At 68.0% G+C, this 24,088-nt stretch carries 18 protein-coding genes; 8 read left to right on the top strand and 10 right to left on the bottom strand.

Annotated elements, in window-relative coordinates:
- Positions 1–35 precede the first annotated feature (35 nt).
- From tsaD to AABN02_RS08525, 3 genes are all read right to left on the bottom strand, one after another.
- Complete coding sequence (tsaD, locus tag AABN02_RS08535; protein ID WP_338414505.1) at positions 36–1,097, bottom strand: tRNA (adenosine(37)-N6)-threonylcarbamoyltransferase complex transferase subunit TsaD; 1,062 nt, start codon at positions 1,095–1,097, stop codon at positions 36–38.
- Positions 1,094–1,915 carry a prolipoprotein diacylglyceryl transferase gene (gene lgt, locus AABN02_RS08530; protein WP_338414504.1) on the bottom strand — a complete coding sequence of 274 codons (822 nt, stop codon included), beginning with the start codon at positions 1,913–1,915 and terminating at the stop codon, positions 1,094–1,096. Before lgt ends, tsaD begins: the two co-directional genes overlap by 4 nt.
- An 87-nt stretch (positions 1,916–2,002) precedes the next feature.
- Positions 2,003–2,251, bottom strand: coding sequence for a TIGR04438 family Trp-rich protein (locus AABN02_RS08525; RefSeq protein WP_338414503.1), 249 nt, complete (start codon positions 2,249–2,251; stop codon positions 2,003–2,005).
- A 174-nt stretch (positions 2,252–2,425) separates the two neighbouring features.
- Here AABN02_RS08525 and AABN02_RS08520 point away from each other — a divergent pair, with 174 nt between their 5' ends.
- Complete coding sequence (locus AABN02_RS08520; protein WP_338414502.1) at positions 2,426–2,731, top strand: c-type cytochrome; 306 nt, start codon at positions 2,426–2,428, stop codon at positions 2,729–2,731.
- Positions 2,732–2,847: 116 nt separating this feature from the next.
- On the opposite strand, the gene acs is transcribed toward AABN02_RS08520, so the two are convergent.
- Positions 2,848–4,833, bottom strand: a complete 1,986-nt coding sequence (acs, locus tag AABN02_RS08515; protein ID WP_338414501.1) for an acetate--CoA ligase — start codon at positions 4,831–4,833, stop codon at positions 2,848–2,850.
- Between the two features lie 228 nt (positions 4,834–5,061).
- Here acs and AABN02_RS08510 point away from each other — a divergent pair, with 228 nt between their 5' ends.
- A complete protein-coding gene (locus AABN02_RS08510; protein ID WP_338414500.1) occupies positions 5,062–5,673 on the top strand; it encodes a TIGR00645 family protein in 612 nt (203 codons plus the stop codon).
- Positions 5,674–5,689: 16 nt separating this feature from the next.
- Here AABN02_RS08510 and AABN02_RS08505 read toward each other — a convergent pair whose 3' ends face one another.
- Positions 5,690–8,890 carry a transglycosylase domain-containing protein gene (locus tag AABN02_RS08505; protein ID WP_338414499.1) on the bottom strand — a complete coding sequence of 1,067 codons (3,201 nt, stop codon included), beginning with the start codon at positions 8,888–8,890 and terminating at the stop codon, positions 5,690–5,692.
- A gap of 317 nt (positions 8,891–9,207) precedes the next feature.
- Here AABN02_RS08505 and AABN02_RS08500 point away from each other — a divergent pair, with 317 nt between their 5' ends.
- Entirely contained in the window at positions 9,208–10,731 is a 1,524-nt protein-coding gene (locus AABN02_RS08500) for a fumarate hydratase (protein WP_338414498.1), read from the top strand.
- Between the two features lie 10 nt (positions 10,732–10,741).
- Positions 10,742–10,996 carry a cysteine-rich CWC family protein gene (locus AABN02_RS08495; RefSeq protein ID WP_338414497.1) on the top strand — a complete coding sequence of 85 codons (255 nt, stop codon included), beginning with the start codon at positions 10,742–10,744 and terminating at the stop codon, positions 10,994–10,996.
- Here the strand turns inward: AABN02_RS08495 and AABN02_RS08490 are convergent.
- Positions 10,969–13,839: an EAL domain-containing protein gene (locus tag AABN02_RS08490; RefSeq protein WP_338414496.1), complete on the bottom strand. Its 2,871-nt coding sequence runs from the start codon at positions 13,837–13,839 to the stop codon at positions 10,969–10,971. The two genes, AABN02_RS08495 and AABN02_RS08490, sit on opposite strands and share 28 nt — an antisense overlap.
- A gap of 140 nt (positions 13,840–13,979) precedes the next feature.
- On the opposite strand from AABN02_RS08490, the gene AABN02_RS08485 reads away from it, so the two are divergent.
- Together AABN02_RS08485 and AABN02_RS08480 are read left to right on the top strand one after the other, a co-directional pair.
- A complete protein-coding gene (locus AABN02_RS08485; RefSeq protein ID WP_338414495.1) occupies positions 13,980–16,274 on the top strand; it encodes an EAL domain-containing protein in 2,295 nt (764 codons plus the stop codon).
- On the top strand, positions 16,271–18,139 hold the full coding sequence (locus AABN02_RS08480) for an ATP-binding protein (protein WP_338414494.1): 1,869 nt from the start codon (positions 16,271–16,273) through the stop codon (positions 18,137–18,139). The genes AABN02_RS08485 and AABN02_RS08480 overlap by 4 nt, the downstream gene beginning before the upstream one ends.
- On the opposite strand, the gene AABN02_RS08475 is transcribed toward AABN02_RS08480, so the two are convergent.
- Positions 18,108–19,436, bottom strand: coding sequence for a mechanosensitive ion channel domain-containing protein (locus AABN02_RS08475; protein ID WP_338414493.1), 1,329 nt, complete (start codon positions 19,434–19,436; stop codon positions 18,108–18,110). The genes AABN02_RS08480 and AABN02_RS08475 overlap by 32 nt on opposite strands.
- Positions 19,437–19,548: 112 nt before the next feature.
- On the opposite strand from AABN02_RS08475, the gene AABN02_RS08470 reads away from it, so the two are divergent.
- Positions 19,549–20,205, top strand: coding sequence for an RluA family pseudouridine synthase (locus AABN02_RS08470; protein WP_338414492.1), 657 nt, complete (start codon positions 19,549–19,551; stop codon positions 20,203–20,205).
- An 11-nt stretch (positions 20,206–20,216) separates the two neighbouring features.
- Here the strand turns inward: AABN02_RS08470 and AABN02_RS08465 are convergent, their stop codons facing one another.
- The 3 genes from AABN02_RS08465 to AABN02_RS08455 all read right to left on the bottom strand — a co-directional run bounded on the left by AABN02_RS08465 (position 20,217) and on the right by AABN02_RS08455 (position 22,399).
- Positions 20,217–20,384, bottom strand: a complete 168-nt coding sequence (locus AABN02_RS08465) for a DUF3149 domain-containing protein (protein WP_338414491.1) — start codon at positions 20,382–20,384, stop codon at positions 20,217–20,219.
- A gap of 278 nt (positions 20,385–20,662) precedes the next feature.
- The gene (locus tag AABN02_RS08460) at positions 20,663–21,181 is read right to left on the bottom strand and encodes a serine acetyltransferase (protein WP_338414490.1); all 519 of its coding nucleotides are present in this window, start codon (positions 21,179–21,181) and stop codon (positions 20,663–20,665) included.
- Between the two features lie 12 nt (positions 21,182–21,193).
- A complete protein-coding gene (locus AABN02_RS08455; protein WP_338414489.1) occupies positions 21,194–22,399 on the bottom strand; it encodes a glycosyltransferase in 1,206 nt (401 codons plus the stop codon).
- A gap of 222 nt (positions 22,400–22,621) precedes the next feature.
- Between AABN02_RS08455 and AABN02_RS08450 the strand changes: the two genes are divergently transcribed.
- The gene (locus AABN02_RS08450; RefSeq protein WP_338414488.1) at positions 22,622–23,995 is read left to right on the top strand and encodes an O-antigen ligase family protein; all 1,374 of its coding nucleotides are present in this window, start codon (positions 22,622–22,624) and stop codon (positions 23,993–23,995) included.
- Positions 23,996–24,088: the final 93 nt, after the last annotated feature.

Here is a 24,088-nt window from a genome sequence, read left to right as displayed (position 1 = left end):
AATTATCCATTACAAAATCCAGCCCTTCGCCGCGTTCAGACCGTGGACAGATCCCAGCGCGGACGCACGTCAAAGGCATAGTCCCGGCTCGCCTGCGCCCGGCCGCTGTGCAGGCGCATTGCCCCGGCCAGCGCGATCATGGCGCCGTTGTCGGTGCACAGGTGCAGCTCCGGGTAGTGCACGCGCACCCCGCGGCGGCGGCACTGTTCGTCGAGCTGCGCCCGCAGCCGCCGGTTCGCCCCCACCCCGCCAGCGACCACCATCCGCTTCAGCCCGGTCTGCTTCAGCGCCAGCAGCGACTTGGCCACCAGCACATCGACGATCGCCGCCTGCGTCGAGGCGGCCAGATCAGCCCGCGCCTGCGCGGCTTCCGGCGCAGCGGGATCGAGCTTGTTCAGCTGCGTCCAGACGGCAGTCTTCAGGCCGGCGAACGAGAAGTCCAGCAGATCACCGCGCATCAGCGGCCGCGGCAGTTTGAAGGCGGCGTCATGGCCCTGCTCGGCCAGCTTCGCCAGCGCCGGACCACCGGGGTAGCCCAGCCCGAGCATCTTGGCCGTCTTGTCGAAGGCTTCACCGGCCGCGTCGTCGATCGTCTCGCCGAGCATCGTGTACTGCCCCACCCCGTCGACCCGCATGAGCTGCGTGTGGCCGCCCGACACCAGCAGCGCCACGAACGGAAACTCCGGCGGATCCACCGAGAGGAAGGGCGAGAGCAGATGCCCTTCCAGGTGATGCACGCCCAGCACCGGCCGGTCCAGCGCCATGCCCAGCGCGCAGGCCATGCCGGTGCCCACCAGCAGCGCGCCCGCCAGCCCTGGACCGCGCGTGTAGGCAACGACGTCCACCGCCTCCAGCCCGAGTCCGGCGCCGCTCAGCGTCTCGCGCAGCAGCGGCACGACGCGGCGGATGTGGTCGCGCGAGGCCAGCTCCGGCACCACGCCGCCATAGGCCTGGTGCATGTCGATCTGGCTGTGCAGCGCCTGGGCCAGCAGCCGAGGCGGCGCGGATCCGTCCACACCCTCGGGCAATTCGACCAGCGCGATGCCGGTTTCGTCACACGAGGATTCGATGCCCAACACTCGCAGCGGCCCACTCACGCGCGTCTCCCCGCCCAGGCCCAGATGCCCATGCCCGCGACCACCATCGGCACGCACAGCCACTGGCCCATGCTCAGGTTCAGCGCCAGCAGCCCGAGGAAGCTGTCCGGCTCGCGGAAGTATTCGGCGATGAAGCGGAAGGCGCCATAGCCGATCAGGAACAGGCCCGATACCCGGCCCCAGACCACCGAACTGTCGGCCCGGTAGTGCGCCGAGCGCGTGCGGCCGTAGAACCACAGGATCACGAACAGCAGCAGCCCTTCGAGCAGGAACTGGTAGATCTGCGACGGGTGGCGCGCGATCTCGCTGCCCGACTGCGGGAACACCATCGCCCACGGCACGCTGGCGTCGGCAGCGCGGCCCCAGAGTTCACCGTTGATGAAATTGCCGATGCGCCCGCAGGCCAGCCCGGTCGGCACGCACGGCGCCACCAGGTCGGTGACCTCGAAAAAACGCTTCTTGCGCGCCCATGCGAACACGGCCATGGCCACGATCACGCCCAGCAGGCCGCCGTGGAAGGCCATGCCACCCTTCCAGACCGCGAAGATCTCGGCCGGGTTGGCCAGGTAGTACGCGGGCTTGTAGAACAGCACGTAGCCGAGACGCCCGCCCAGGATCACGCCCATGACGCCGTAGAAGAGCAGGTCTTCGACCTCGCGTGGCGTCCAGCCGCCCGCGGCGTACGGCGGCTGGCGGATGCGGCGGGCGGCCAGCCAGTAGAACAGGCCGAACGCGGCCAGATAGGTCAGGCCATACCAGTGGATCTGGAGGAAGCCCAGGTTCAGAGCGACCGGGTCGAATTGGGGATGCACCAGCATCGGCAGCACTCCGTGAGTGGGGAACAGGTGCGGATTGTCGCTGCTGCGCCAGACCGGCGCGGCCAAGGCGCGGGATCGGGGCCCGCTTCAGCGGCGGCGCGGCAGCGGCGTCTTGCGGCCCAGCGCGTCGATGGTGTTGCGCCGGCGCTGGTTGCGGTGGGCATTCTCGCGCTTCTGGCGGGCACGGGCCGTGAATCCGAGTGCGTCGGACACCGCCCACCAGACGACCGCCATCCCGAACGGCGCCAGCACCGTCCACCACGACCACTGGGCCACCGGACCGATCTCCAGCCACTTCAGCACCAGCCCCAGCACACCCAACCACACCAGCGCCATTCGACCACCCCCGGCATCCGTCCATCACAAGATGCATGATCGTCGAGGATACCCCGACTGCCACCGCCTGGCGCCGCTGTCGGATCGGCAAGGTCAACGCAGGCGCCTCTAGAATCGTTTTTCCTATCGGTGCCCGCACCACCGCTCTCCAACAGAAAACGGAACCTCCACCACATGAAGCCGCTGTTCGCCCTCACCGCCCTGGCCGTCGCCACCCTGTCCGCTCCGGCCTTCGCCAACCTCGAGCTGGCCCAGAAGAAGAACTGCATGGCCTGCCACGCCGTCGACAAGAAGCTCGTCGGCCCCTCCTACAAGGACGTCGCCGTCAAGTACGCCGGCCAGAAGGACGCCGTCGCCAAGCTGGCCGAGAAGGTCATCAAGGGTGGCTCGGGCGCCTGGGGCCAGATCCCGATGCCGGCGAATGCCGTGACGCCGGACGAGGCGAAGACGCTGGTGACCTGGGTACTGAGCCAGAAGTAAGTTCAGCGCATTCAGCGCAAACAGTCAGCGCAAGCGCAAAGCAAAAAGCCCCGACGGATCGGGGCTTTTTTCATGGCCCGAAGGCCACCATGGTCCGGTCGGGCCGGATCAGTACATCAGTACGCCTGGCCGAGCTGGCTCAGGATGGTCGGGTTTTCCAGCGTGCTGGTGTCCTGGGTGATCTCTTCGCCCTTGGCCAGCGAGCGCAGCAGGCGGCGCATGATCTTGCCCGAGCGGGTCTTGGGCAGGTTTTCGCCGAAACGGATGTCCTTCGGCTTGGCGATCGGGCCGATCTCCTTGCCGACGTGGTCACGCAGTTGCTTGGCGATCGCCTTGGCTTCGTCACCCACCGGCAGCGAGCGCTTCAGCACGACGAAGGCGCAGACAGCCTCGCCGGTCGTGTCGTCCGGACGGCCGACCACGGCGGCTTCGGCCACCAGCTCGGTGCAACTCACCAGCGCGGACTCGATTTCCATCGTGCCCATGCGGTGGCCGGAGACGTTCAGGACATCGTCGATGCGGCCGGTGATGGTGAAGTAGCCGGTCTTGGCGTCGCGGATCGCGCCGTCGCCCGCCAAGTAGTACTTGCCCTGGAAGTCGGCCGGGTAGTAGCTCTTCACGAAGCGCTCGCCGTCACCCCAGATGGTGCGGATCATCGACGGCCACGGCTTCTTGACGACGAGGATGCCGCCCTGCCCGTTCGGCACATCCTTGCCGGTCTCGTCCACGATCGCGGCTTGAATGCCGGGGAAGGGCAGCGTGCAGGAGCCCGGCACCATCGGCGTGACGCCCGGCAGCGGGGTGATCATGTGGCCGCCGGTCTCGGTCTGCCAGAAGGTGTCGACGATCGGGCAGCGGCTGCCGCCGACGTGCTTGTAGTACCACTCCCACGCAGCCGGGTTGATCGGCTCGCCCACAGAACCCAGCAGGCGCAGGCTCGACAGGTCGTAGCTCTTCGGGTGCACGGCGTCGTTGGCTTCCGCGGCCTTGATCAGCGAGCGGATGGCGGTGGGGGCCGTGTAGAAGATCGAGACCTTGTGGTCCTGGATCATCTTCCAGAAGCGGCCGGCGTCCGGGTAGGTCGGCACGCCTTCGAACACGATCTCGGTGCCGCCGAGGGCGAGCGGGCCGTAGGTGATGTAGGTGTGGCCCGTGACCCAACCGATGTCGGCCGTGCACCAGAACACGTCGTCGGCCTTCAGGTCGAAGGTCCACTTGGTGGTCAGCGCGGCGTGCAGCAGGTAGCCGCCGGTGGAGTGCTGGACGCCCTTGGGCTTGCCGGTCGAGCCGGAGGTGTAGAGCAGGAACAGCGGGTGCTCGGCGCCGACCCATTCCGGCTCGCAGGTGGTGGGCTGACCGGCGGTGAGGTCGTGCATCCACACGTCGCGGCCGGCGACCATCGTGACCGGCGCGTCGGCGCGGTTGACGACCAGCACCTTCTCGATCTTCTCGCAGCCGGGCATGGCCAGCGCTTCGTCGACGATCGACTTCAGCGGGAGCTTCTTGCCGCCGCGGACCTGGCAGTCGGCGGTGATGACGGCCTTGGCGCCGGTGTCCTCGATGCGGTCGCGCAGCGATTGCGCCGAAAAGCCGCCGAACACCACCGAGTGCGTCGCGCCGATGCGGGCGCAGGCTTGCATCGCGGCCACGCCGTCGATGGACATCGAGATGTAGATGATGACGCGGTCACCCTTGCCGATGCCGACCGAGCGCAGGCCGTTGGCGATCTGGCAGGTCTTGGCCAGCAGTTCGCTGTAGGTGATCTTGGTGACTTCGCCGCCGTCGGCTTCGAAGATGATGGCGGTCTTGTCGCCCAGGCCGCGCTCGACGTTGCGGTCCAGGCAGTTGTAGGAGGCGTTCAGCGTGCCGTCCTCGAACCACTTGAAGAACGGGGCGTTCGATTCGTCCAGGGTCTTGGTGAACGGCGTCTTCCAGGTGATCAGCTCGCGGGCGAGGTCAGCCCAGTAGCCTTCGTAGTCGGCGTCGGCCTTGGCGCACAGGGCCTCGTAGGCGGCCATGCCGGAAACGGCAGCATTCGCGACGAAGTCGTCGGAAGGCAGATAGGTTTTCAGTTCTTGGGGGGTGGTTTCGGCTTGGGTCACTCTTGTCTCCTGCGATGGATTGCTGTGAAAAACTGCTGCCCCCCACATTAGGGAGAGGCTCTTACGAACCCCTTACTTCGCAAATTTCATTCCAGTGGGGGTATCAGCTGGATCAAGGAAACACGCGCCATCCTGACACGATCGCCCCACTAGAATTCGCTGGTTTTCCCGTGTTTTTCCCCTGTCTGCTCCCCAGCAGATGCTCCGAATCTGCTCGTTGACACGCCCATGGCCCATACCCCGAACACTTCTCCCTCATCCCTTTCGCCGCTGTCGAAGGTCATCTTCGCCAGCCGCTGGCTGCAGCTGCCGCTGTACCTGGGGCTCATCCTGGCCCAGGCCGTCTACGTGCTGCAGTTCTGGAGAGAACTGGTGCATCTGATCGAGGCGGCACTGGGCAACCAGCACGCGCTGCAGATCCTGGTGCAGAGCATCGGCTACAAGAGCGCGGCGCCGCTGGAGGGGCTCAACGAAACCGTGCTGATGCTCGTCGTGCTGGGTCTGATCGACGTGGTGATGATCTCGAACCTGCTGATCATGGTGATCGTGGGGGGCTACGAGACCTTCGTGTCACGCCTGAACCTGGAAGGACATCCGGACCAGCCGGAATGGCTGAGCCACGTCAACGCCTCGGTGCTGAAGGTCAAGCTGGGCACGGCCATCATCGGCATCAGCTCGATCCACCTGCTGAAGACCTTCATCAACGCCGAGAACTACAGCGAGAAGACGCTGATGTGGCAGACGATCATCCACATCGCGTTCCTCGCTTCCGCCATCGCCATCGCGCTGTCCGACCGGATCATGCATCCGCCGGGCGCCGCAGCCCCCGGCGAACACTGACGGCTCGATCTGGGTCTCAGGGTGCCTTGGCGGTCGGTGCCGGGCACGCGGCAGCCGACACGCCGGACAGCACCGGCTTGAGCAGCGGCGCCATGCTCTTGAGGATCTGGGTGGGCAAGGCACTGGTGAACTTGTACCCGCCCGCCTCGGGGCCGAGCACGAAGGCGGTGAGCGTCCCGAAGTGCCGCGGCCCCAGGTAGAACACGAAGGTCGCGGTCCGGCTGGTGACCTTGGAGGCCAGAAGACCGCCGCCCCGGGTGTAGGTGTTCAGCCGGTTGTCGCCGGTCCCTGTCTTGCCGCCGATCACCATGGGGGCCTGACCGGGCTCGTCCAGCACCCCCCTGACGCGCCGTGCCGTGCCATCGCTCACCACCAGTGCGAGCGCCTTGCGCGCCGTCGCGGCGATCTCGGGGGCCAGCACCTGTTCGCCCTCGGTGTGCTTTTTCGCCAGCGTCACCTCGTACGGCGAGCCGGAGGCGAACTGCAGTCGGTCCAGCATCGTGGCGGGCAGGCGCCGCCCGTCGTTGACCAGGATGCCCATCAGCTCCGCCAGCGCCGCCGGCCGATCGCCTGAGCTACCGATCGCCGTGGCGTAGGACGACACCAGCGTCTCGAAGGGGAAACCGACCCGCTTCCAGCTGGCGTGGATCTTGGCAAAGGCCTCGATCTCCAGCAACTGCACGATGCGGCTGTTCTGGCCGCGCCGGGCCTTGTTGCGCAGCAGCCAGTTGTAGGACTGCTCGCGCTCGACCGCCCCGGCATCCAGCACCTGCTCCAGCGCAGCCTTGGGGTTCTGGCGCAGGTAGTCCGCCACCCACAGCTCCAGCGGATGCAGGCGGGCCAGATAGCCACGGTCGGCCAGCGAGTAGTTGCCCGGCGCGTGCCGCTCGTAGAGCTTGCGCAGGTAGTCCGGCGGCAGCGGCGTACCGGGCAGCTGCCGGACGATGTAGGCGCTGAAGTCCTCGAAGCTGCCGTCCGGGTTCACGGAGCGGTAGATCACCGCCAGCCGCGGCGCCGTCTTGTGCACGCTGGCCGCCAGGCGCTCCAGCACGTCGGCGACCGGCTTGTCGCGGTGGCGCTGGTAGAACTTGCGCATGAACTGGCGCCCCTCCTTGTTGATGAAGAGCTTGAGCAGCTCCATCCGGCGCGGGTCGTCCTCGTCCTCGAGGATGTCGGAGGCAGGGCTAGAGGCGTTGTAGAGGTGGTGGTAGACGACGTCGCGCATCAGCCGGATGAAGGGCAGGTTGAGCGAGTCGCGCAGCGCTTCATACAAGGTGGCCATGCGCCAGTTGTCGCTGCTGTTGAAATTGGCGAAAACGTGTGCACCGCCGCCAGTGAAGAAGCTCTCGCCAGGACTGGCCGAGTACTTGCGCAGCATCGCCCCTTCGAGCATGGCTGCGAGCGAACGGTCCTTGGCCGTCATCAGCCAGTCCACCGCCCAGCGTGACAACCGGTCCTTCGGGCCGACCTCGACCGCGGCCAGCGCATTGGCATCCAGCGCGGCGTACTCCTGGTGCAGCTTGGCCATGATTTCGAGGTAGGTCACCAGCGTGCGGAGCTTGGCGGTCGAACCCAGCTCCAGCTTGGCGCTGCCGTTGATGTCGAAGGGCTGATCGAGGTTGTCGGTCTGCACGCGCACCCGGTTCATGCCCTCGCCACGCTCGTACAGCGTGAAGCTGTAGAGCAGCTTGGACGGATCACCCTTCTCCAGCAGCTGGTAGCCGAGCAGGCCGGCCTCCTTCGCCACCTGCGGATCGCGCAGGCGGTTGAGCAGGCTGGTGACCTCGCGCTGCAGCCGGCCGTCGAGGTAGCTGGTGGCAGTCAGGTCAAAGCGGTCGAGTTCGTACAGGCGCGGCGTGTTCAGCATCGACGAGAGCTGCACGCGCAGCAGCGTCGAGGCGTTGCGCTCGCCGAACTCGATGCCGGCGGCCGGGCCGGTGTAGGCGCCGACCACGTCAAGAGGCGCGGCCAGCGCGGCGTCCCGCAGCGCCGGTCCGATGACGCCTTCCTGCGCCAGCAGGCGGATGTAGCTGGCGGTCATGTTCAGCAGCTGGGCGTGGCCGGGGCCGAAGTAGTGGGCCGGCCGGCGCTGGGCGATCATCAGGCTGAGCACCTGGCGGAAGGCCAGCCCGCGCGCCTGCAGCCCCGCTTCCTGCTCGCCAGGCTCGCGCAGGCGCAGGTTCGCCGCATGCACATCGACGCCGTACCAGGCCGCCAGACCGTCATTGACGCCGTGCACCTCGCCCCAGCCCCGCTGGGCGCCGAGTGGCAGGCTGTTGAGGTAGTCCTGCAGGATGCGGCGGCGGGCGCCCAGCGTCTCCTCGCCGTCGCGGTAGGCGCGCACCGAGGCCGACACCATCTGGTAGTACTTGTCCTTGGCCGACGCGGTCCGGCCTTCGGGCGAGTGGCGGAACTTCTCGGTCTGGGTGGCCAGCGTGCTGCCACCGGCGGCGGCATGGTCTTCGTGGGCCACGGCCACCGCCTGGTCCAGCACGGCCTTGCCGAGGCGGGTCCATTCGATGGCCGGGTTGTGGCGCGGCTCGGCGGTGTCGAGCACCTCGCGGTTCTCGATGAAGCCCAGCGTCTGCGCCACCAGCGCCGGCATGTCCTGCTCGCGCTCGTAGGTGTAGAGCGGGAAACGGGAGCGGAAGAGCGGTTCGCCGCGGCAGTCCGACAGAGTCAGACCGGACTGGACCTTCTCCGGATACGGCGGGAAGAAGCCGCGGGACATGAAGTCCTGCAGCGCGGCCGACTGCTGCGCCTGCGACACGACCTGGTAGCCGCGGCCAGTCAGGCTCGTGAGGAAATCCGGCAGGCGCGCGTAGCCCATGCGCTCGTCGCTCGGACCGGCTTTGGGATAGCGACTGCCGGTGGCCAGCTGCGGCTTCAGTTCGTACCGCAGATTCGCCGCCCAGTCGGAAAAGAAGCGGGACTGCAGCGCCGAGGTCTGCATCTCGACATGGGCCAGATACGACACGCCGGCCACCACCGCGAGGCCGGTGGACCATTTGGCCAGCGTGACCGGCCAGCGGCGTGGTGACGGCGGCGTGGCAGCGACAGGCGTCGATGCCGGTGTCGGGGGGGGTGCGCTGCCGTCCCCGTCCTCGGGGAAGGTCATCGGCAGCGTGTCCGGCGCGTCAGCGCCGGCGGGGGGAGCAGAGGTCGCGTCGAGGGCGCTTGCAGCCGACGGTCGGTTCCCGGTGTCGCCTGGAGTCATGGGCAGCACGTACCTGAATGTTCTTGTGGATCTCCCGGGGCAAGCACCCGGACTGCAAGGTTCCGTCGCATCGCCGGACCTTTTGGAAGCTTATCGTATCGACACGTCCTCCCTGAAACTGAAAAGCCAGTGAATGCGGGCGCTTGAAACGATTGACCCGCACCTGTTGCCAGCACCCAGCACCTGTGGCAGGACGGAGCACCCCTTGAGTAAACTCGCAGCAAGTCGACAGGCGCAGCATCGCGGATTCGCCTCCGCATGAGCCTTTCACGTACCCGTTCAATCCGCCCGCCGGGCGATCCGTCGAGAGACCCGTCATGACCACCATCCGCCAAGCCGATCTGGTTGAAAGCGTCGCCGCCGCGCTGCAGTTCATCAGCTACTACCACCCCGCCGACTACATCGCCCACCTGGCCCGCGCCTACGAACGCGAGGAATCCGCCGCCGCCAAGGACGCGATCGCCCAGATCCTGACCAACTCCCGCATGTGCGCCGAAGGCCGTCGCCCGATCTGCCAGGACACCGGCATCGTCAACGTGTTCCTGAAGATCGGGATGGACGTCAAGTGGGAAGGCTTCACCGGCTCGATCGCCGACGCCGTGAACCAGGGCGTGCGCCAGGGCTACCTGAACCCGGACAACGTGCTGCGCGCCTCGGTGCTCGAAGACCCGATCTTCGCCCGCAAGAACACCCGGGACAACACGCCGGCCGTGATCCACATGGAAGTGGTGCCCGGCGACAAGGTGGACGTGATCGTCGCGGCCAAGGGCGGCGGCAGCGAGAACAAGTCCAAGATGTACATGCTCAACCCGAACGACAACATCGTCGACTGGGTACTGAAGACCGTGCCGACGATGGGCGCCGGCTGGTGCCCACCGGGCATGCTGGGCATCGGCGTCGGCGGCACGGCGGAAAAGGCCGTGATGATGGCCAAGGAAGTGCTGATGGAGGACATCGACATGTATGAACTCCTGGAGCGCGGCCCGCAGAACAAGCTCGAGGAGATGCGCATCGAGCTGTACGAGAAGGTCAACGCCCTGGGCATCGGCGCACAGGGCCTGGGCGGGCTGACCACCGTGCTGGACGTGAAGATCAAGACCTTCCCGACGCACGCCGCCTCCAAGCCGATCGCGATGATCCCGAACTGCGCCGCGACCCGCCACGGCCACTTCGTGCTCGACGGCTCGGGCCCGTCCTACATGACCCCGCCGAGCCTGGACCTGTGGCCGGACGTGCACTGGGCGCCCGACTACAACAAGAGCAAGCGCGTCGACCTGAACACGCTGACCAAGGCCGAAGTGGCAAGCTGGAAGCCGGGCGACACGCTGCTGCTGAACGGCAAGATGCTCACCGGCCGCGACGCCGCGCACAAGCGCATCGCCGACATGCTGGCCAAGGGCGAGACGCTGCCGGTGGACTTCACCAACCGCGTCATCTACTACGTCGGCCCGGTCGATCCGGTGCGTGACGAGGTGGTGGGCCCGGCTGGCCCGACGACGGCGACCCGCATGGACGGCTTCACCCGGATGATGCTGGAGAAGACCGGCCTGATCTCGATGGTGGGCAAGGCCGAGCGCGGCCCGGTCGCCATCCAGGCGATCAAGGACAACCAGTCGGCCTACCTGATGGCGGTCGGCGGCTCGGCTTACCTGGTCTCCAAGGCAATCAAGGCAGCCAAGGTGGTCGGTTTCGCCGATCTGGGCATGGAAGCGATCTACGAGTTCGACGTGGTCGACATGCCGGTGACGGTGGCGGTGGATGCGGGCGGCACCAGCGCCCACATCACCGGCCCCAAGATCTGGCAGGCCAAGATCGGCAAGATCCCGGTCGTCGAGGCATAAGGCGCACGCCATGAACGAGCCCGTGCGCGAACGGCTGGCCACCCCGCTGCCCGCCACGGGCTGCCCGCTGTGTGGCGGGCCGAACGGCTGCGCGCCGGCGGTGTCCGGCTCCTTCGATAGCCCCTGCTGGTGCACCACGGTGCAGATCCCGGCCGAGGTGCTGGCCCGCGTGCCGACCGCGCAGCGCGGGCTGGCCTGCATCTGCCGCGCCTGCGCCGAAGCCGGCGCCCGCCAAGCTCAGATGGACGCCGACAGCGGCTGCTGAGCCGAGAAGCGGCACAGCGCCGCGAACTCGGCCGCCGGCACCGCCTTGCTGAACAGGAAGCCCTGGAACTCGTCGCAGCCGAGCTGGCGCAGGGTGTCCGCCTGCGCCTGGGTCTCGATGCCCTCGGCGACGGTGTGCTTGCCCAGCGCCTGGGCCAGCGTCAGGATGGCGCGGGTCACGGCCAGTGCGGACGGGTCCTCGCTCAGGTCCTGCACGAAGGCGCGGTCCACCTTCATCACGTCGATCGGCAGGTTGCGCAGCGTCGCCATCGACGAGTAGCCGGTGCCGAAGTCGTCCAGCGCGATCAGCACCCCCCGCTCGCGCAGCTGGCCGAGCTGCTCGCTGGCGGAGCGTGCGTCGCCCACCAGCAGGCTCTCGGTCACTTCCAGCTCCAGCATGTTCCACGGCACGCCGTGCCGCACCAGCGCCTCTTCGACATCGTCCATCAGCCGGCCGGACTGCAGCTGGCGCGGCGAGACGTTGACGGACAGGCGCTTCAGCGGCACCGCCTCGCGCCGCCAGCGCGCCAGCTGGGCGCAGGCGGCCTGGATCACCCACTGGCCGATCACCTCGATCAGCTCGGACTCCTCGGCCAGCGGGATGAACACCGACGGCGCCAGCAACCCGCGCGTCGGGTGCCGCCAGCGGATCAGCGCCTCGGCGGACACGATGCTGCCATCGGCCACGCAGATCCGGGGCTGGTAGTACAGCACCAGCTCCTTGCGCGCCACCGCCTGGCGCAGATCCGCCAGCAGGGAGCTGCGCTCCAGCAGGCGGGCATCCAGCGGCTCCTCGAACATGGCGTGGCGACCGCGGCCGGCGTCCTTGGCGGTGTACATCGCCATGTCGGCGTGGCGCAGCAGGTCGGTGCGGGTGTCGCCATGCACCGGCGCCAGCGCGATGCCGATGCTGGCCCCGAGGAAATGCTCCTTGCCGCTCAGCGTGAAAGGCACGGCCATGCGCCGGCAGACCGCGCAGGCCACGGCGGTCGCCGCCTCCGCGTCGGCCCCCGGCAGGACCAGCACGAATTCGTCGCCACCCGGCCGCGCCACCACCGCGCGGGTCGGTGCGCTCGCCTCCAGCCGCTCGGCGGCCTGGCGCAGCAGTTCATCCCCCAGGCCGTGGCCCAGGTTGTCGTTGACCGTCTTGAAATGGTCCAGATCGATGAACAGCACCGCCAGCGACGTGGCGGCCGCTGCCCCGCCCTCAGGCACCTCGAGCAGGGCGTCCAGCTCCTGGTGCAGGCCGTTGCGGTTGAGCAGGCCGGTCAGGTCGTCGTGGCGCGCCTGCCAGGTCAGTTCGCGCTCACGCTGGTGGGCGGCCAGCGCCACCGAGAGCCGGTCGCGCAGCTCGCCCGCCTCGCGCACGCGCTGCGGTGACGAGGCGGCCGACCAGGCCAGCAGCAGCAGTCCGTGGGTGCGGCCCTGCCAGCGCAGCGGCAAGGCCTGCAGCGCCAGCGCCTTGTCCTGGCGCATCGGTGCGCACCAGGACGACGAGGACAGCGCCAGCTCACTCGGTGGCCACGCCGTGCCGGCGGTCACCGCCTCCAGCGCCTGCACCTCTGCCGGCACCAGCGCCCGCACGCTGCGCCGCACCTTGCGCGGAAAGGCCTCGTCGTTCCACTGCAGATGCAGGCGCGGCACCCGCTCGGACTCGACCCGTGCCAGCCCCATCACCGCCGCGCCCAGCCCGGGCAGCGCCTGCACCAGCACGCGCCGGAACACCTCGTCGACGGCCCGGTGGCCCACGATGTCCCGGTCGATCGAGGCCAGCAGCTCCAGCGAGCGGAACTGGCCGTCGATGGCGCCGGCCATCTGGTTGAACGCCTGCGCCAGATCGCCGAATTCGTCGCCCGCCGCCACGTCCACCCGCACACCCGGCGCACGCTGCTCGATCTGTCGGGCGCCCTCGCGCAGGCGCCGCAGCGGGCCCAGCGTCCGCGCGATCAACAGGCCGCTGGCCAGCAGCACCCCGAACAGCGCACACAGACCACCGCCCACCAGCGGCCCGGTGAGCGACAGGCCCGCCGCCGTGGCGGCGGCGCGCACCTGCACCATGTCGAACTGCCAGTCCCCCGCGCCGTACTCGGCGTCGAGCGGCAGCGCCCAGCCGGTGTGGACCCGGTCGGCAATCGAGACATCGACCAGCGCCGGCTGGCCGCTGCCGCCCGCCTTGCCCGGCGTCGGACAGTGCAGGCGCAGGCCCTGCGCGTTCTGGACACACCAGTAGATCGACGCGTCCGCCGCCGCCAGCGGCTGCCACAGCGCCTCGGGTTCGAGTTCGGCCAGCCAGCGGCTGCCGTCCGGCCGGGCGGGCTGGGCCAGCACGAGCTGGAGCTGGCCATTGCGTTCCTGGGCCAGCAGCTGGCTGCGGGCGGACGGTGCCGGCATCGCCGTCGCCGCCTCGGCCAGCGGGCCGGGCCAGCCACCCGAGGCCCAGCGCAGCCGTCCACCGGCATCGACCAGCGCCGCCTGGCGGAACCGCAGGCCCATGCCGGGCAGCACGGTGCGCAGGCTGGCATCGGCGGGATCGACGCCTGGTTCTCCGGTCGGCGCAGCGCCGGGCCAGGTGGCCATGAGCGCCACGGCGTCCTCCAGATGGGTGCCCACCTGCCGGGCCACACCGTGCACGAGCATCAGCCGCTCGCGCGATTCATAACGTGTTGCCAGTGCATCGAGCACCTGCCCGCCCAGCAGCGCCAGCACCAGCAGCGGCAGCGCCACGGCCAGCAGCACGGCCAGACCGATGCGCCAGGCCAGCGGGCTGCGCAGCAGCCGACGGACCTTCGGACCAGGCGAGGAAGACGGATCAACCGGGGAGGAAGACACTAGGAGGCGGGGCATTGGAACCAGTTGTTTTCAATATCGGCGCCCAGCCATCAGCCTTGAGTAATTGCCAAGTCCCGGTGCCTGAGACAGACTGCAGCCGGGGGGCATGCGGCCCTGCCCGCCTGCGTTGCAAGAGGCATTGCCCGGAGTCGTACTTGACCTTGACGTTTCCCGCTTCCCCTGCCGAGTCGACACCGGCACGGCCGGACCACCCGGCCGACCTCTCCGAGCTGAAAGTTCTGACGGTCGATGATGACCCGGTCTTCCGCCGGTCGATGGCCTTCGCGCTGGAGGGCTACCGTTTCCAGGACCGCGACATCACCCTGCTCCAGGCCGGCAGTGCCGCGCAGGCCCGGACCCTGCTGGTCGCCCACCCCGACATCGCCCTGCTGCTGCTGGACGTGGTGATGGAGGACAACGACGACGGCCTCATGCTGGTGCGCCACGTGCGCGAGGTCATGGGCCGGCGCGACATCCGCATCGTGCTGCTGACCGGCCAGCCCGGCATGGCCCCGATGCGCGACGTGATGCGCAACCTCGACGTCAACGAGTACTGGCACAAGACCGAGCTGGGCAGCGACCGGCTGGAGGCCATCCTCAACGCCAACCTGCGCAGCCACCAGTTCATCCGCGAGGCGCTGCACACCCGGCGCCAGCTCGAGCAGCTGCTCGCCGCGGTCGACGGTGCCGGCCACGTGCCCGACCTGACCAGCCTGAGCCAGCGGCTGCTGGTGGACGTCGCCCGGCTGCTGGACATGCCCAGCGAGGGCATCGTGGTGATGTGGCCGGCGCACACCACGTCGGCGCTGGTCATCGGCGCGACCGGCCGGTTCGCGGAGCTGCAGGGCCGGCCGCTCGACGAGCTGAACGACCCGGCGCAGGTGCACCGCATCGAGCAGACCCTCACCAGCCACGCCGAACCGTCCACCGACCCCGGCGCGGCGGCGGCCCATGCGCTGGATCTGCTGATGCCGCTGCACCCGTCGTCGGCGCTGTCCACCGCCGCCGGCCGCCAGATCGATCTGGCCACGCTGTTCGCGCTGTGGATGCCGCGGCGCCACCCGCCCGGTACCAACGAGACCGAGATGGTGCAGCTGCTGGTGGCCAATGTCGGCGCCCAGATGCACCGGCTGGAGCTGATCGCCAAGCTCGACCGGCTGGCCTACCAGGACCCGCTGACCGAGCTGCCCAACCGCAATGGCCTGCTGCGCATGATGCATGCGGCGGGCGAGCGCCTGTCGACCATGGTGCTGCAGTTCGAGGACGTGGACCGGTTCTCCGACCTGAACCTGATGCTCGGCTTCGAGACCACCAACCGGCTGCTGCAGGCACTCGCCCAGCGGCTGCGCGACGAGGCCGGCCCGGAAGTGCTGGTCGCGCGGGTGGACAACGACACCTTCGCCCTGCTCGGCCCGCGCGACCGGCTCGACACCTCCCTGCACCGCCACCGCAGCGAGGGCATCACCGTGAGCGACGGCCACTTCTCGGCCGTGCTGCACCTGACCGGCGCCCGGGTCGATCTGGCGCTGTTCAGCGGCCCGCCGGAAGAGACCCTGTCCACCGCCCGCTATCTGCTCAACGACGCGAAACGGCGCGGATCCGGCCAGGAAGTGGCCTACCGTCCCGGCATGGAAGCCGCCGCACGCGACAACTACCGGCTGGGGCAGGCGCTGCACGAGGCACTGCGTGCGGGCGAGATCCACATCGCGCTGCAGCCGCAGGTCTGGCTGGACAACGGGACGCTCAAGGGATTCGAGGCCCTGGCGCGCTGGACCGACCGGCGCGGGCAGGAGGTCTCCCCGGTCACCTTCATCGCACTGGCCGAGGCCTCCGGCCACATCACCGCCCTGTTCACGCAGGTGCTGCAGCAGTCCTGCCACGCCTGGCGGGTGCTGGAGGCACTCGGGCTGGGCCACCTGCGCATCGCGGTCAACCTCTCGGCGCTGCAACTCTCCTCGCCCACGCTGGCACAGGACATCGCCGACCAGTGCGCCGACGCGGGCGTGCCGCCCGACGCGATCGAGCTGGAGGTGACGGAAAGCGCCGTGATGCTCGACCCGGACGGCGCCACGCTGCAGCTCACCCGGCTGCGCCAGATCGGCTTCGAGGTGGCGCTGGACGATTTCGGCACCGGGTTCTCGTCGCTGGCCCGGCTGCGCAGCTTCGATCTGGACTGGATCAAGATCGACCGCGCCTTTCTCGGCGAGATCGGCCAGCGCCCCGACCGCGAGACCCTGCCGGACATGATCGTCACGCTGTCGCGCCAGCTCGGCCTGAAGTCGCTGGCCGAGGGCGTCGAGACCGAAGCCCAGCGCCTGTGGCTGGTGCGCAGCGGCTGCATGGCCGCGCAGGGCCTGCTGATCGGGGCGCCCATGCCGGTTGCGGCCCTGCCCGACTGGCTGCACGCACACGGCCATCTGCCGGTCCCGCCCCCCGCTGCGACCGATTGAAGCCCGACCCACCGCCCCTGCCGCCCCGGGCCACGTGGAAACGCGAGGCCCGGGTGCTCACGCTGCGGCTGCTGCCGTGGGTGGTGGTCGTGTGCGTGGCCGGCGCGCTGAGCTATCTGCGCCTGCTGGACCTGCGACTGACGCCGCTGCGCAACGGTGCGCGCCTGCTGATCGAGCAGAGCGTGGCGCTCACCACCAGCGAGCTGTCCAACCTGTCGCGCGACGCGCTGGTGCTCGGGCAGAACCCCGCGCTGACCGCCGCCATCAGCGCCGACAACCTGCCCGCCACCGGCACGGCCCTGCTGACCTTCGCCCGGGCCTCGCGCCCCTATGCCCGCATCGCCTGGGTCGACGAGACCGGCCGCGAACGCAGCCGCATCGACAACAGCGACGGCATCGCCACCCTGGTCGACCCCGCGCGGCTGCGGCGCAACGCACCCAACTCCTGGCTGAAGTCGCTCGCCGACCTGCTGCCCACCGAGGCCCGCTTCACGCCGCTCGACTACCGCGACGGCGAGATCCGGCTGCACGCCGGGTCACCGGTCTACGACGGGCGGGGGCGCCAGCGTGGCATGGTGGTGCTGACGCTGGACCTGCGCCGCCTGCTGACGCAGCTCCATGCACTCGACAGCGCGGGCGTCCAGCCCATCCAGCTCGTCGGGCCGGACGGGCGGCTGGTCGAGGTCGGCTCGGCCACACCCGGCCTGCCGTTCACCGACCCCGAGCTGTGGCAGCTGATGCAGGACCAGGGCCGTGGTCGCCGGGAAGGGGCCGAGGGCATGTGGCAATTCCAGGACTTCCTGCCCACCGAACCCGGTCCCGGCCGGCTGGCCTCGGCCCCCTGGCACTTCATTGCGCAGGTGCCGGCCGAGACGGTCGGCCTGCTGCGCAGCACGAGCGCCTGGCAGAGCGGCGGCGCCAGTGCCCTGGTGCTGGTGCTGGCGGCCTGGGCCACCCGCCGGCGCCGCCAGATCGAGCGCGAGCGCGAGCTGCTGCTGGCCGATCTGCAGATCAACCACCGTGCGCTGGCCGCCGCCAAGGCCGAGGCCGAGGCCTCACTGGAGCGGCTCCAGCACCTGCAGAACGAACTCGTGCAGGCCGAGAAACTGGCCTCGCTCGGGCTGCTGGTGGCCGGTGTCGCGCACGAGCTGAACACCCCGCTGGGCAGCGCCAAGGTCACGGCGTCCACCATGTCACGCCGACTGGACGACGCCCTGCGCAGCGCCACCGCCGACACGCTGACGCAGCAGCAGATGCGCACCGTGCTGGACAACCAGCGCACCGGGCTCGACATCGTCGACCACAGCCTGGGCCGCGCCGGCCAGGTCATCCGCCTGTTCAAGCAGCTGGCGGTGGACCGGGGCGCCGTCGAGCGCCGCGTGTTCACGCTCGACGACCTGCTCAGCGACGTGCGGCGGCTGCTCGCGGCGCGCCAGATCGCGCCGGACGTGGCGCTGCACATCGAACCCGCGCCCGGCGTGGTGCTGGACAGCTACCCCGGCCCGCTCGGACAGGTGGTCGAGAATCTGGTCGGCAACGCCCAGCTGCACGCCTTCGACACGGACATCCATCCGCCGCCGCCCCGCTCCTCGCCCGCCGAGGTCCGCGTGCGCAGCCAGATCGACCCGCACAGCGGGCTGCTGGAAATCGCGGTGATCGACAACGGCCGCGGCATCGACCCCGAGGTGCTCCCGCGCATCTTCGACCCCTTCTTCACCACCCGGCGCGGCCGCGGCGGCACCGGCATCGGCCTGCACCTGTGCCACCACTTCTGCACCCAGGTGCTGGGCGGCCGGGTGACGGTCACCACCAGCCCGGGTCAGGGCAGCCGGTTCACGGTGCAGATTCCGCTGAAGGCGCCTTGACGGCATCCTCCGGGATCGGTGCCGGCAGCGGAGCCGGCAGGTGCACGACCCGCTGCGGATACGGGATGCTGATGCCCTCGCGCCGCAGCAGGGCGAGGATGGCCAGATTGACTTCGGAGCGCACATTGCCCTGGCCGTTCTCCGGATCCGAGATCCAGAAATACAGCGTCACCTCCAGCGCGTCGGTTCCGAAATTGGTCAACTGCGCGCTCGGCCCCGGCGCTGCCAACACGCGGGGCACCGCGGCAATCACCTCGACAAGCCGGACCTGCAGCGCCGCAATATCGGTCGCGTAGTCCACGCCCACCGAGGTGGTGAGCAGCACATTGCGGTCAGCCAAGGACATCGTCTGCACGGCCGTGGTGACAAGGATTTCGTTCGGGACAATGGCCTCGCGGCCGGACGGCGCACGGATCACCGTGTAGCGGGTGGTGATGTCGGTGATCACGCCTTCGAAATCGGCGACCTTCACCATGTCACCGATGCGCAATGCCCGTTCCGCCAGGATCACGAAGCCACTGACGTAGTTCGCCGCCAGCTTCTGCAAGCCCAGGCCGATGCCAACGCCCAGTGCACCACCCAGGACCGAGAGTGCCGTCAGGTCGATCCCTACGCCCGACAGCGCCATCAGCAGCCCGATGGACAGCAGCGCAGCACGCAGCACATTGGCAGCAACCTTGCGCAGCGACAACTGCGCACCGACCGCACCGGCCAGCAGCCGCGCCTCCAGCGCCGCCGAGATCCACAGCGCCACCACCAGCACGAAACCCGCCGTCAACGCACCCTCGATCACGTGGCGCAGGCTGATCGGATGCGCGCCGATGACCCACTGGATACCATCCAGTTCATCAAGCACGGCAGGCAGCAGACCGGTCACCCAAAGCACCATGCCCAGCCAGGCGAACCACGAGATCGTGCGCTCCACCGCGCGTACCAGCGCCGACTCCGGAAACGCCAGGCGCAGCACCCGCACGCTCAGCCGGATGACCAGCAGTGACAGTAGTACTGGAATGGCAAGTCGGAACACGGCCAGCGGCAGCCCGAGATCCAGCAACACCCGCCGCGCCACATAGGCCAGTGCCAGGGTCAGCACCGGGAACAGTACGCCGTCGAACAGGTGCGCGCCGAACCAGATCGAACGGCGGTCCGGCGGATCCTGCAGGCTGCGGCGCAGACTCCAAACCAGCAACCAGCACACCAGCACCACGCCTGCCAGAACGGCCAGTTCAATCAGCGACGACGGACGAGCCAGGGACGCCAGCAAGGTGGACAGATCAACAGCGGGCGGAATCGTCATGGTGTACACAGTCTCGGAGGATCAGGAATCTCGATTCTGCCGGTCTACTGGGTCAACTTGCGTTTCGGGGTGTTTGCCGCAGCGTTGGCGTGGAAGCCCCGACAATCGGCATATGCACGCGCCCCCCCTTGCCGGCCCATTGGACATCGAACTCCTCCACCTCGACGGCGGCGTGGTCGTCGTGCGCAAGCCAGCGGGACTGTTGTCCGTACCTGGCCGCGGGCCGGAGCGCGCCGACTGCGTGTCTGCAAGGGTGCAACAGCGCGTGCCGGACGCCTTGGTCGTGCACCGACTCGACATGGCCACCTCCGGGTTGCTGCTGATGGCCCGTGGCCCACAGGCACAGCGGCTCCTGAGTGCGGCATTTGCCGAACGGCGTGTGACCAAACGCTATGTAGCGGTTGTCGCGGGCATGCCAGACAACGAATGCGGCGAGGTATCGCTGCCACTGGTCTGCGACTGGCCGAACCGGCCGCGCCAGATCGTCGACCACGCACTTGGCAAGCCTGCACTCACACGCTGGCGGGTACTCTCGCGCCATGCGCTGGACGGTACGGCCCGGGTTGAACTTGAACCCGTCACCGGACGCTCGCACCAGTTGCGAGTCCATCTGCAGTCGATCGGGCATCCGATCGTTGGCGATGAACTGTATGCGCCGACCCACTGGCAGCGGGCCTCAGGGCGGCTGCTGCTGCATGCCAGTCAACTTGCCTTTGCGCACCCGCTCACCGGGGAACCCCTGGCCTTCCTCGATCCAGCCGACTTTTGAAATGCATTCGGTCAGGCCACGCTGCTGTTTCGTTCAGCACGTGCCGCCGCTTCGCCGTCCTCGCGGATGTGCCGAAGGAAATAGCGCAGGAAAAACACCCCCATGCCGAGCATGAAGGCCAGGCCCGCCGCGCTCATCAACCCGTAGTCGGTTGACAGAAAATCTTGCAAGGCATGCATGGTTGGCTCCTCGTTGAATCAGGCCTCCATCACACCCCTGTGACAGCCTGCACCGATTGCGATGCATCAAGCGACACCAGCACACCCTCTGGACCAGATCAAAAAAATGCCCCCGGGTTGATCCAACCTGGGGGCAAATGCTCTGATGTGCCGACCACGAGGGCCGTGAAACCATCGATCGACAGCACCGAGACTACCGTGGCAGCGGCAGCGCACGCCCTAGGGAATGCGTTGATGCATTGCTGGGAACTCTGGCGAAACGTGAACGCTGACCGGATTCAGGCGCCAGCAGACGGCGGAGGCCGGTTGCGGGCGGGAATGCCCAGCGCCGTGTGACCCGGCGGCACATCGTGCAGGACCACGGCATTGGCCCCGACCCGCGCCCCATCGCCCACCTGCACCCCCCCGATGATCTTCGCGCCTGAGCCGACGAAGATGTCGTCGCCCAGCCGGGGAAAGGCCCCGCGGTTCTCGCCGATGACGACGCCGCTCTCCAGCCACACGTTGCGCCCGCCGCGCACGCTGGAGTTGATCACCACGCCCACCGGATGGATCAGCACGAAGCCCGGGCCGAACTGCGACTTCACGCCGATCACGCAGCCGTTGAGCCACTTGTTCAGGATGTGCGGCAGCAGCGCCAGCGGCGCCAGACCAAGGCGTGCCAGCCAGGCCTGCAGCCGGTAGAGCGCATTGGCCAGCGTGCCGTCGGCCAGCACCACCTTGAGCAGCGAGACGGGCGGGCCGCCCTCGCCGTAGAGCACCTGCTTGGCGCGCAGGTCAGACAGCAGCAGCTTCATGGGCGGCGCACCTCAGTTGTCCTTGACCTGGGTGCGGAAGTCGACCAACGCCAGGATGTTGTTGCGCCACTGGCGTTCGCGGGCGATGTAGGCACGCGCGGCCTGGCCGATCTTCTGCAGCGCTGGCAGGTCGCGGCTGCGCTGCAGGACCATGCCGACCGCGCTTTCCAGGTCGCCGGCCTTGAACAGCCAGCCCGTCTCGTTTTCCTGGACCACTTCCTTGATGGGAATGAAGTCCGGCGCGATCGGCGCGATGCCGCAGGCCATGAACTCGAACAGCTTGACCGGCGAGGTGTAGTCGCCCGCGCTCGGCAGCACGGCCATGTCCATCGCCGCCAGCAGGCCCGGCACCTCGTCGTGCGAGACGCGGCCGGTCAGGATCACCTGCTGCTCCAGCCCGTTCTTCGTCACGAACGCCTGCACGGTCGGGAAGGTCGCGCCATCCCCGACCAGCAGCAGCTTCAGGTGCGGATTGGCCTTCAGGCGGTCGGCGATCTTGTAGACGAACTGGTCGATCGCGTGCCACGGAACAAAGGCGCCCAGGTAGCCGCACACCACTTCGCCGTCCTTCAGCCCCCACTTGACGCGGGTCTCGGCGCGCTGCGCGGGGGTGAAGCTGAACTTGTCGATGTTGGCCGCGTTGTGCGAGACCAGCGAGGGCGCGATGTGGCCGTGCGCCTTGGTCACGCGGTCGCGGAAGGCGCCGGACACGAACACCAGCCCGTTGGCCCGGCGGAACACCCAGCGCTCGATCATCGTCGCCAGCTTCAGGAAGAACAGCGGGCGCACGCGGTAGACGGTGGCCGAGTCGTTGACCTCCAGGATCACCGGGATCTTGCGGGCGCGGCCGATCACCACGGCGACGAACATGTACAGGGAGTAGCGCTCGTAGATCAGGTCCACGTCCTTGTGGGCGCTCAGGTACTCGCGGATGCGCCAGCCGGACACGGCGTTGTAGGCCAGCTCGACCAGTTCGAACAGCGGCTCGGGCAGGCTGGTGACCCACTTCATCCACGGACGGGCCTGCTTGGTCGGGCTCAGCGCCTTGGGGCTCGCATACGGGTCCGCGCCCGGCAGCGAAATGATGTCGACGGTCACCCCTTCGGCGCGCAGCGCGTCGGTGATGCCGCGGATGTGGACGCCTTCGACGGCCTTGCCCTGGGTACGGTGGTGGTACAGCACACGGCGCAAGGGAGGGAGGACAGCAGGCTTGTTCATGGAGGGGAGTTGGATTTCCGTATTCACGCGGCCGTGATGGTACGCGGGCCACACCCGTGCGCAGGCGGTCGAAGCACACAGCTTCGATGTTTGTGCAACAGCCTGCGGTACCAAGTAATTCCAGATTAAGCCGACTCCCGCGTCTGACGGGTGTCCGTCACGCGGATTGCGTGCAGAAGCCGGTACGATCGAGCTTTTGCGCCAGAACATCGGTCATCGACAATGAGCTTCGCGGTCTTCCTGTTGTACGTGTTCCTGAGCTTTTTCCGGCCGATCGAATTGTTCGTGCCCGAAATTGCAGAATTTCGACCCATGCTGGTGCTCTGGACGCTGGGGTTTGTGCTGGCGGCCGGTCGTGCGATGGTGCGCAAGCAGGTGGCGGCTCGGGCCATCGACTTCAAGCTGCTGTTCGGGTTCATGCTGGCGCTGGGCCTGTCCCTGCTGTTCAACGGCTGGGCCGGCGGCGCCTTCACCGCGATGAACGACTTCAGCACCTCGTCGATGCTGTTCGTGCTGGTGGCGCTGAACGTGACCAGTCTGGAGCGGCTGAAGAAGACCTGTGCCGCGGTCGTTCTGTCCATGCTGATCGCGTCTGGTTTCGGCATCCAGGCGTTTCACACGGGCCAGTACGCCACACAACTGGTGCTCCGCCAGACAGCACCGAACCACGAGGAAGATGACCCCAGCCGGGCACCACCGTCCTCTGCGTCGGAGATTCCTGCCCAGGACACCACGGGCTGGTACCTCTGGCGGGTGCGCGGCCAGGGCTTTCTGAGCGACCCCAACGACTTCTCGCAGGTACTGGTGATGTGTCTGCCGTTGCTGTGGGCGGCCTGGCGGGCTGGCAAGCATCTGCGCAATCTGTTGTTCGTGCTCGCACCGGGCGCCGTGATGGGCTATGGCATCTACCTGAGCCAGTCGCGTGGCGCGATGCTGGGTGCGGCCTCGCTGTTGTTCTTCACCGTGCGTGCGTGGCTGGGCACGACCCGCACCACGCTGCTGATGGCCCTCGGCGGCACGGCCTTCATCGCAGCCAGCGCCATCGGCGGCCGGGCCATCTCGTCGCAGGAACAATCGGCTGCCGACCGCATCGAGGCCTGGTCGGTCGGGCTCGAACTGCTGAAATGGCGCCCGGTCTTCGGCATCGGCTATGGCAATTTCACCGACCACAATCCACTGACCGCACATAACTCCTTCGTGCTGTGTTTTGCAGAATTAGGACTGGTGGGTTATTTCCTCTGGATCGGCATGATCGTGCTGACGTTCAAAAGCCTCAGTTCCGTGATTGACTGCATGCCGAGCAGCAGCCCGCACCGCCAGATGGTCGCGCTGCTGCGCAATTCGCTGGTGGGTTTTCTGGTTTGTGCATGGTTTCTGTCGCGCACCTATCAACCCGTGCTGTACTTTCTCCTCGCCCTGTGCGTTTCTTCCTGGTATTGCGCCACGCAATCTCCCGCAATGTCAGATCGGGATTCCGTCGCCTACCAGCGTACCCATGAAGTCAAGTGGGTGAAAAGTACGCTGTTGATGATGGCCTTCACGATTTTTGCAGTCAGGGCCTTCGTGTTTTCTCACAACATGGGCGGCGCTCGCTGAGCTTCAGCTTTACAGGGTCTTCCCGGACAGCCGGGCGATGCTAGAGTTCGGCCGGTCCGTTTTTCCGAGCGCTCCGGCACCTGTTTTTGCACT

The sequence above is a fragment of the uncultured Sphaerotilus sp. genome, assembly GCF_963924895.1.
In the GTDB taxonomy this organism is placed as follows: Bacteria; Pseudomonadota; Gammaproteobacteria; order Burkholderiales; family Burkholderiaceae_C; genus Sphaerotilus.
This window is presented reverse-complemented; position numbering and strand designations above follow the sequence as displayed.

Bases quoted from the DNA above. Each gene is read 5' to 3' on its own strand.
- lgt (WP_338414504.1), bottom strand. From the start codon at position 1,915: ATGCTGGTGCATCCCCAATTCGACCCGGTCGCTCTGAACCTGGGCTTC.
- AABN02_RS08525 (WP_338414503.1), bottom strand. From the start codon at position 2,251: ATGGCGCTGGTGTGGTTGGGTGTGCTGGGGCTGGTGCTGAAGTGGCTG.
- AABN02_RS08520 (WP_338414502.1), top strand. From the start codon at position 2,426: ATGAAGCCGCTGTTCGCCCTCACCGCCCTGGCCGTCGCCACCCTGTCC.
- AABN02_RS08510 (WP_338414500.1), top strand. From the start codon at position 5,062: ATGGCCCATACCCCGAACACTTCTCCCTCATCCCTTTCGCCGCTGTCG.
- AABN02_RS08505 (WP_338414499.1), bottom strand. From the start codon at position 8,890: ATGACTCCAGGCGACACCGGGAACCGACCGTCGGCTGCAAGCGCCCTC.
- AABN02_RS08500 (WP_338414498.1), top strand. From the start codon at position 9,208: ATGACCACCATCCGCCAAGCCGATCTGGTTGAAAGCGTCGCCGCCGCG.
- AABN02_RS08495 (WP_338414497.1), top strand. From the start codon at position 10,742: ATGAACGAGCCCGTGCGCGAACGGCTGGCCACCCCGCTGCCCGCCACG.
- AABN02_RS08490 (WP_338414496.1), bottom strand. From the start codon at position 13,839: ATGCCCCGCCTCCTAGTGTCTTCCTCCCCGGTTGATCCGTCTTCCTCG.
- AABN02_RS08475 (WP_338414493.1), bottom strand. From the start codon at position 19,436: ATGACGATTCCGCCCGCTGTTGATCTGTCCACCTTGCTGGCGTCCCTG.
- AABN02_RS08470 (WP_338414492.1), top strand. From the start codon at position 19,549: ATGCACGCGCCCCCCCTTGCCGGCCCATTGGACATCGAACTCCTCCAC.
- AABN02_RS08465 (WP_338414491.1), bottom strand. From the start codon at position 20,384: ATGCATGCCTTGCAAGATTTTCTGTCAACCGACTACGGGTTGATGAGC.
- AABN02_RS08460 (WP_338414490.1), bottom strand. From the start codon at position 21,181: ATGAAGCTGCTGCTGTCTGACCTGCGCGCCAAGCAGGTGCTCTACGGC.
- AABN02_RS08455 (WP_338414489.1), bottom strand. From the start codon at position 22,399: ATGAACAAGCCTGCTGTCCTCCCTCCCTTGCGCCGTGTGCTGTACCAC.
- AABN02_RS08450 (WP_338414488.1), top strand. From the start codon at position 22,622: ATGAGCTTCGCGGTCTTCCTGTTGTACGTGTTCCTGAGCTTTTTCCGG.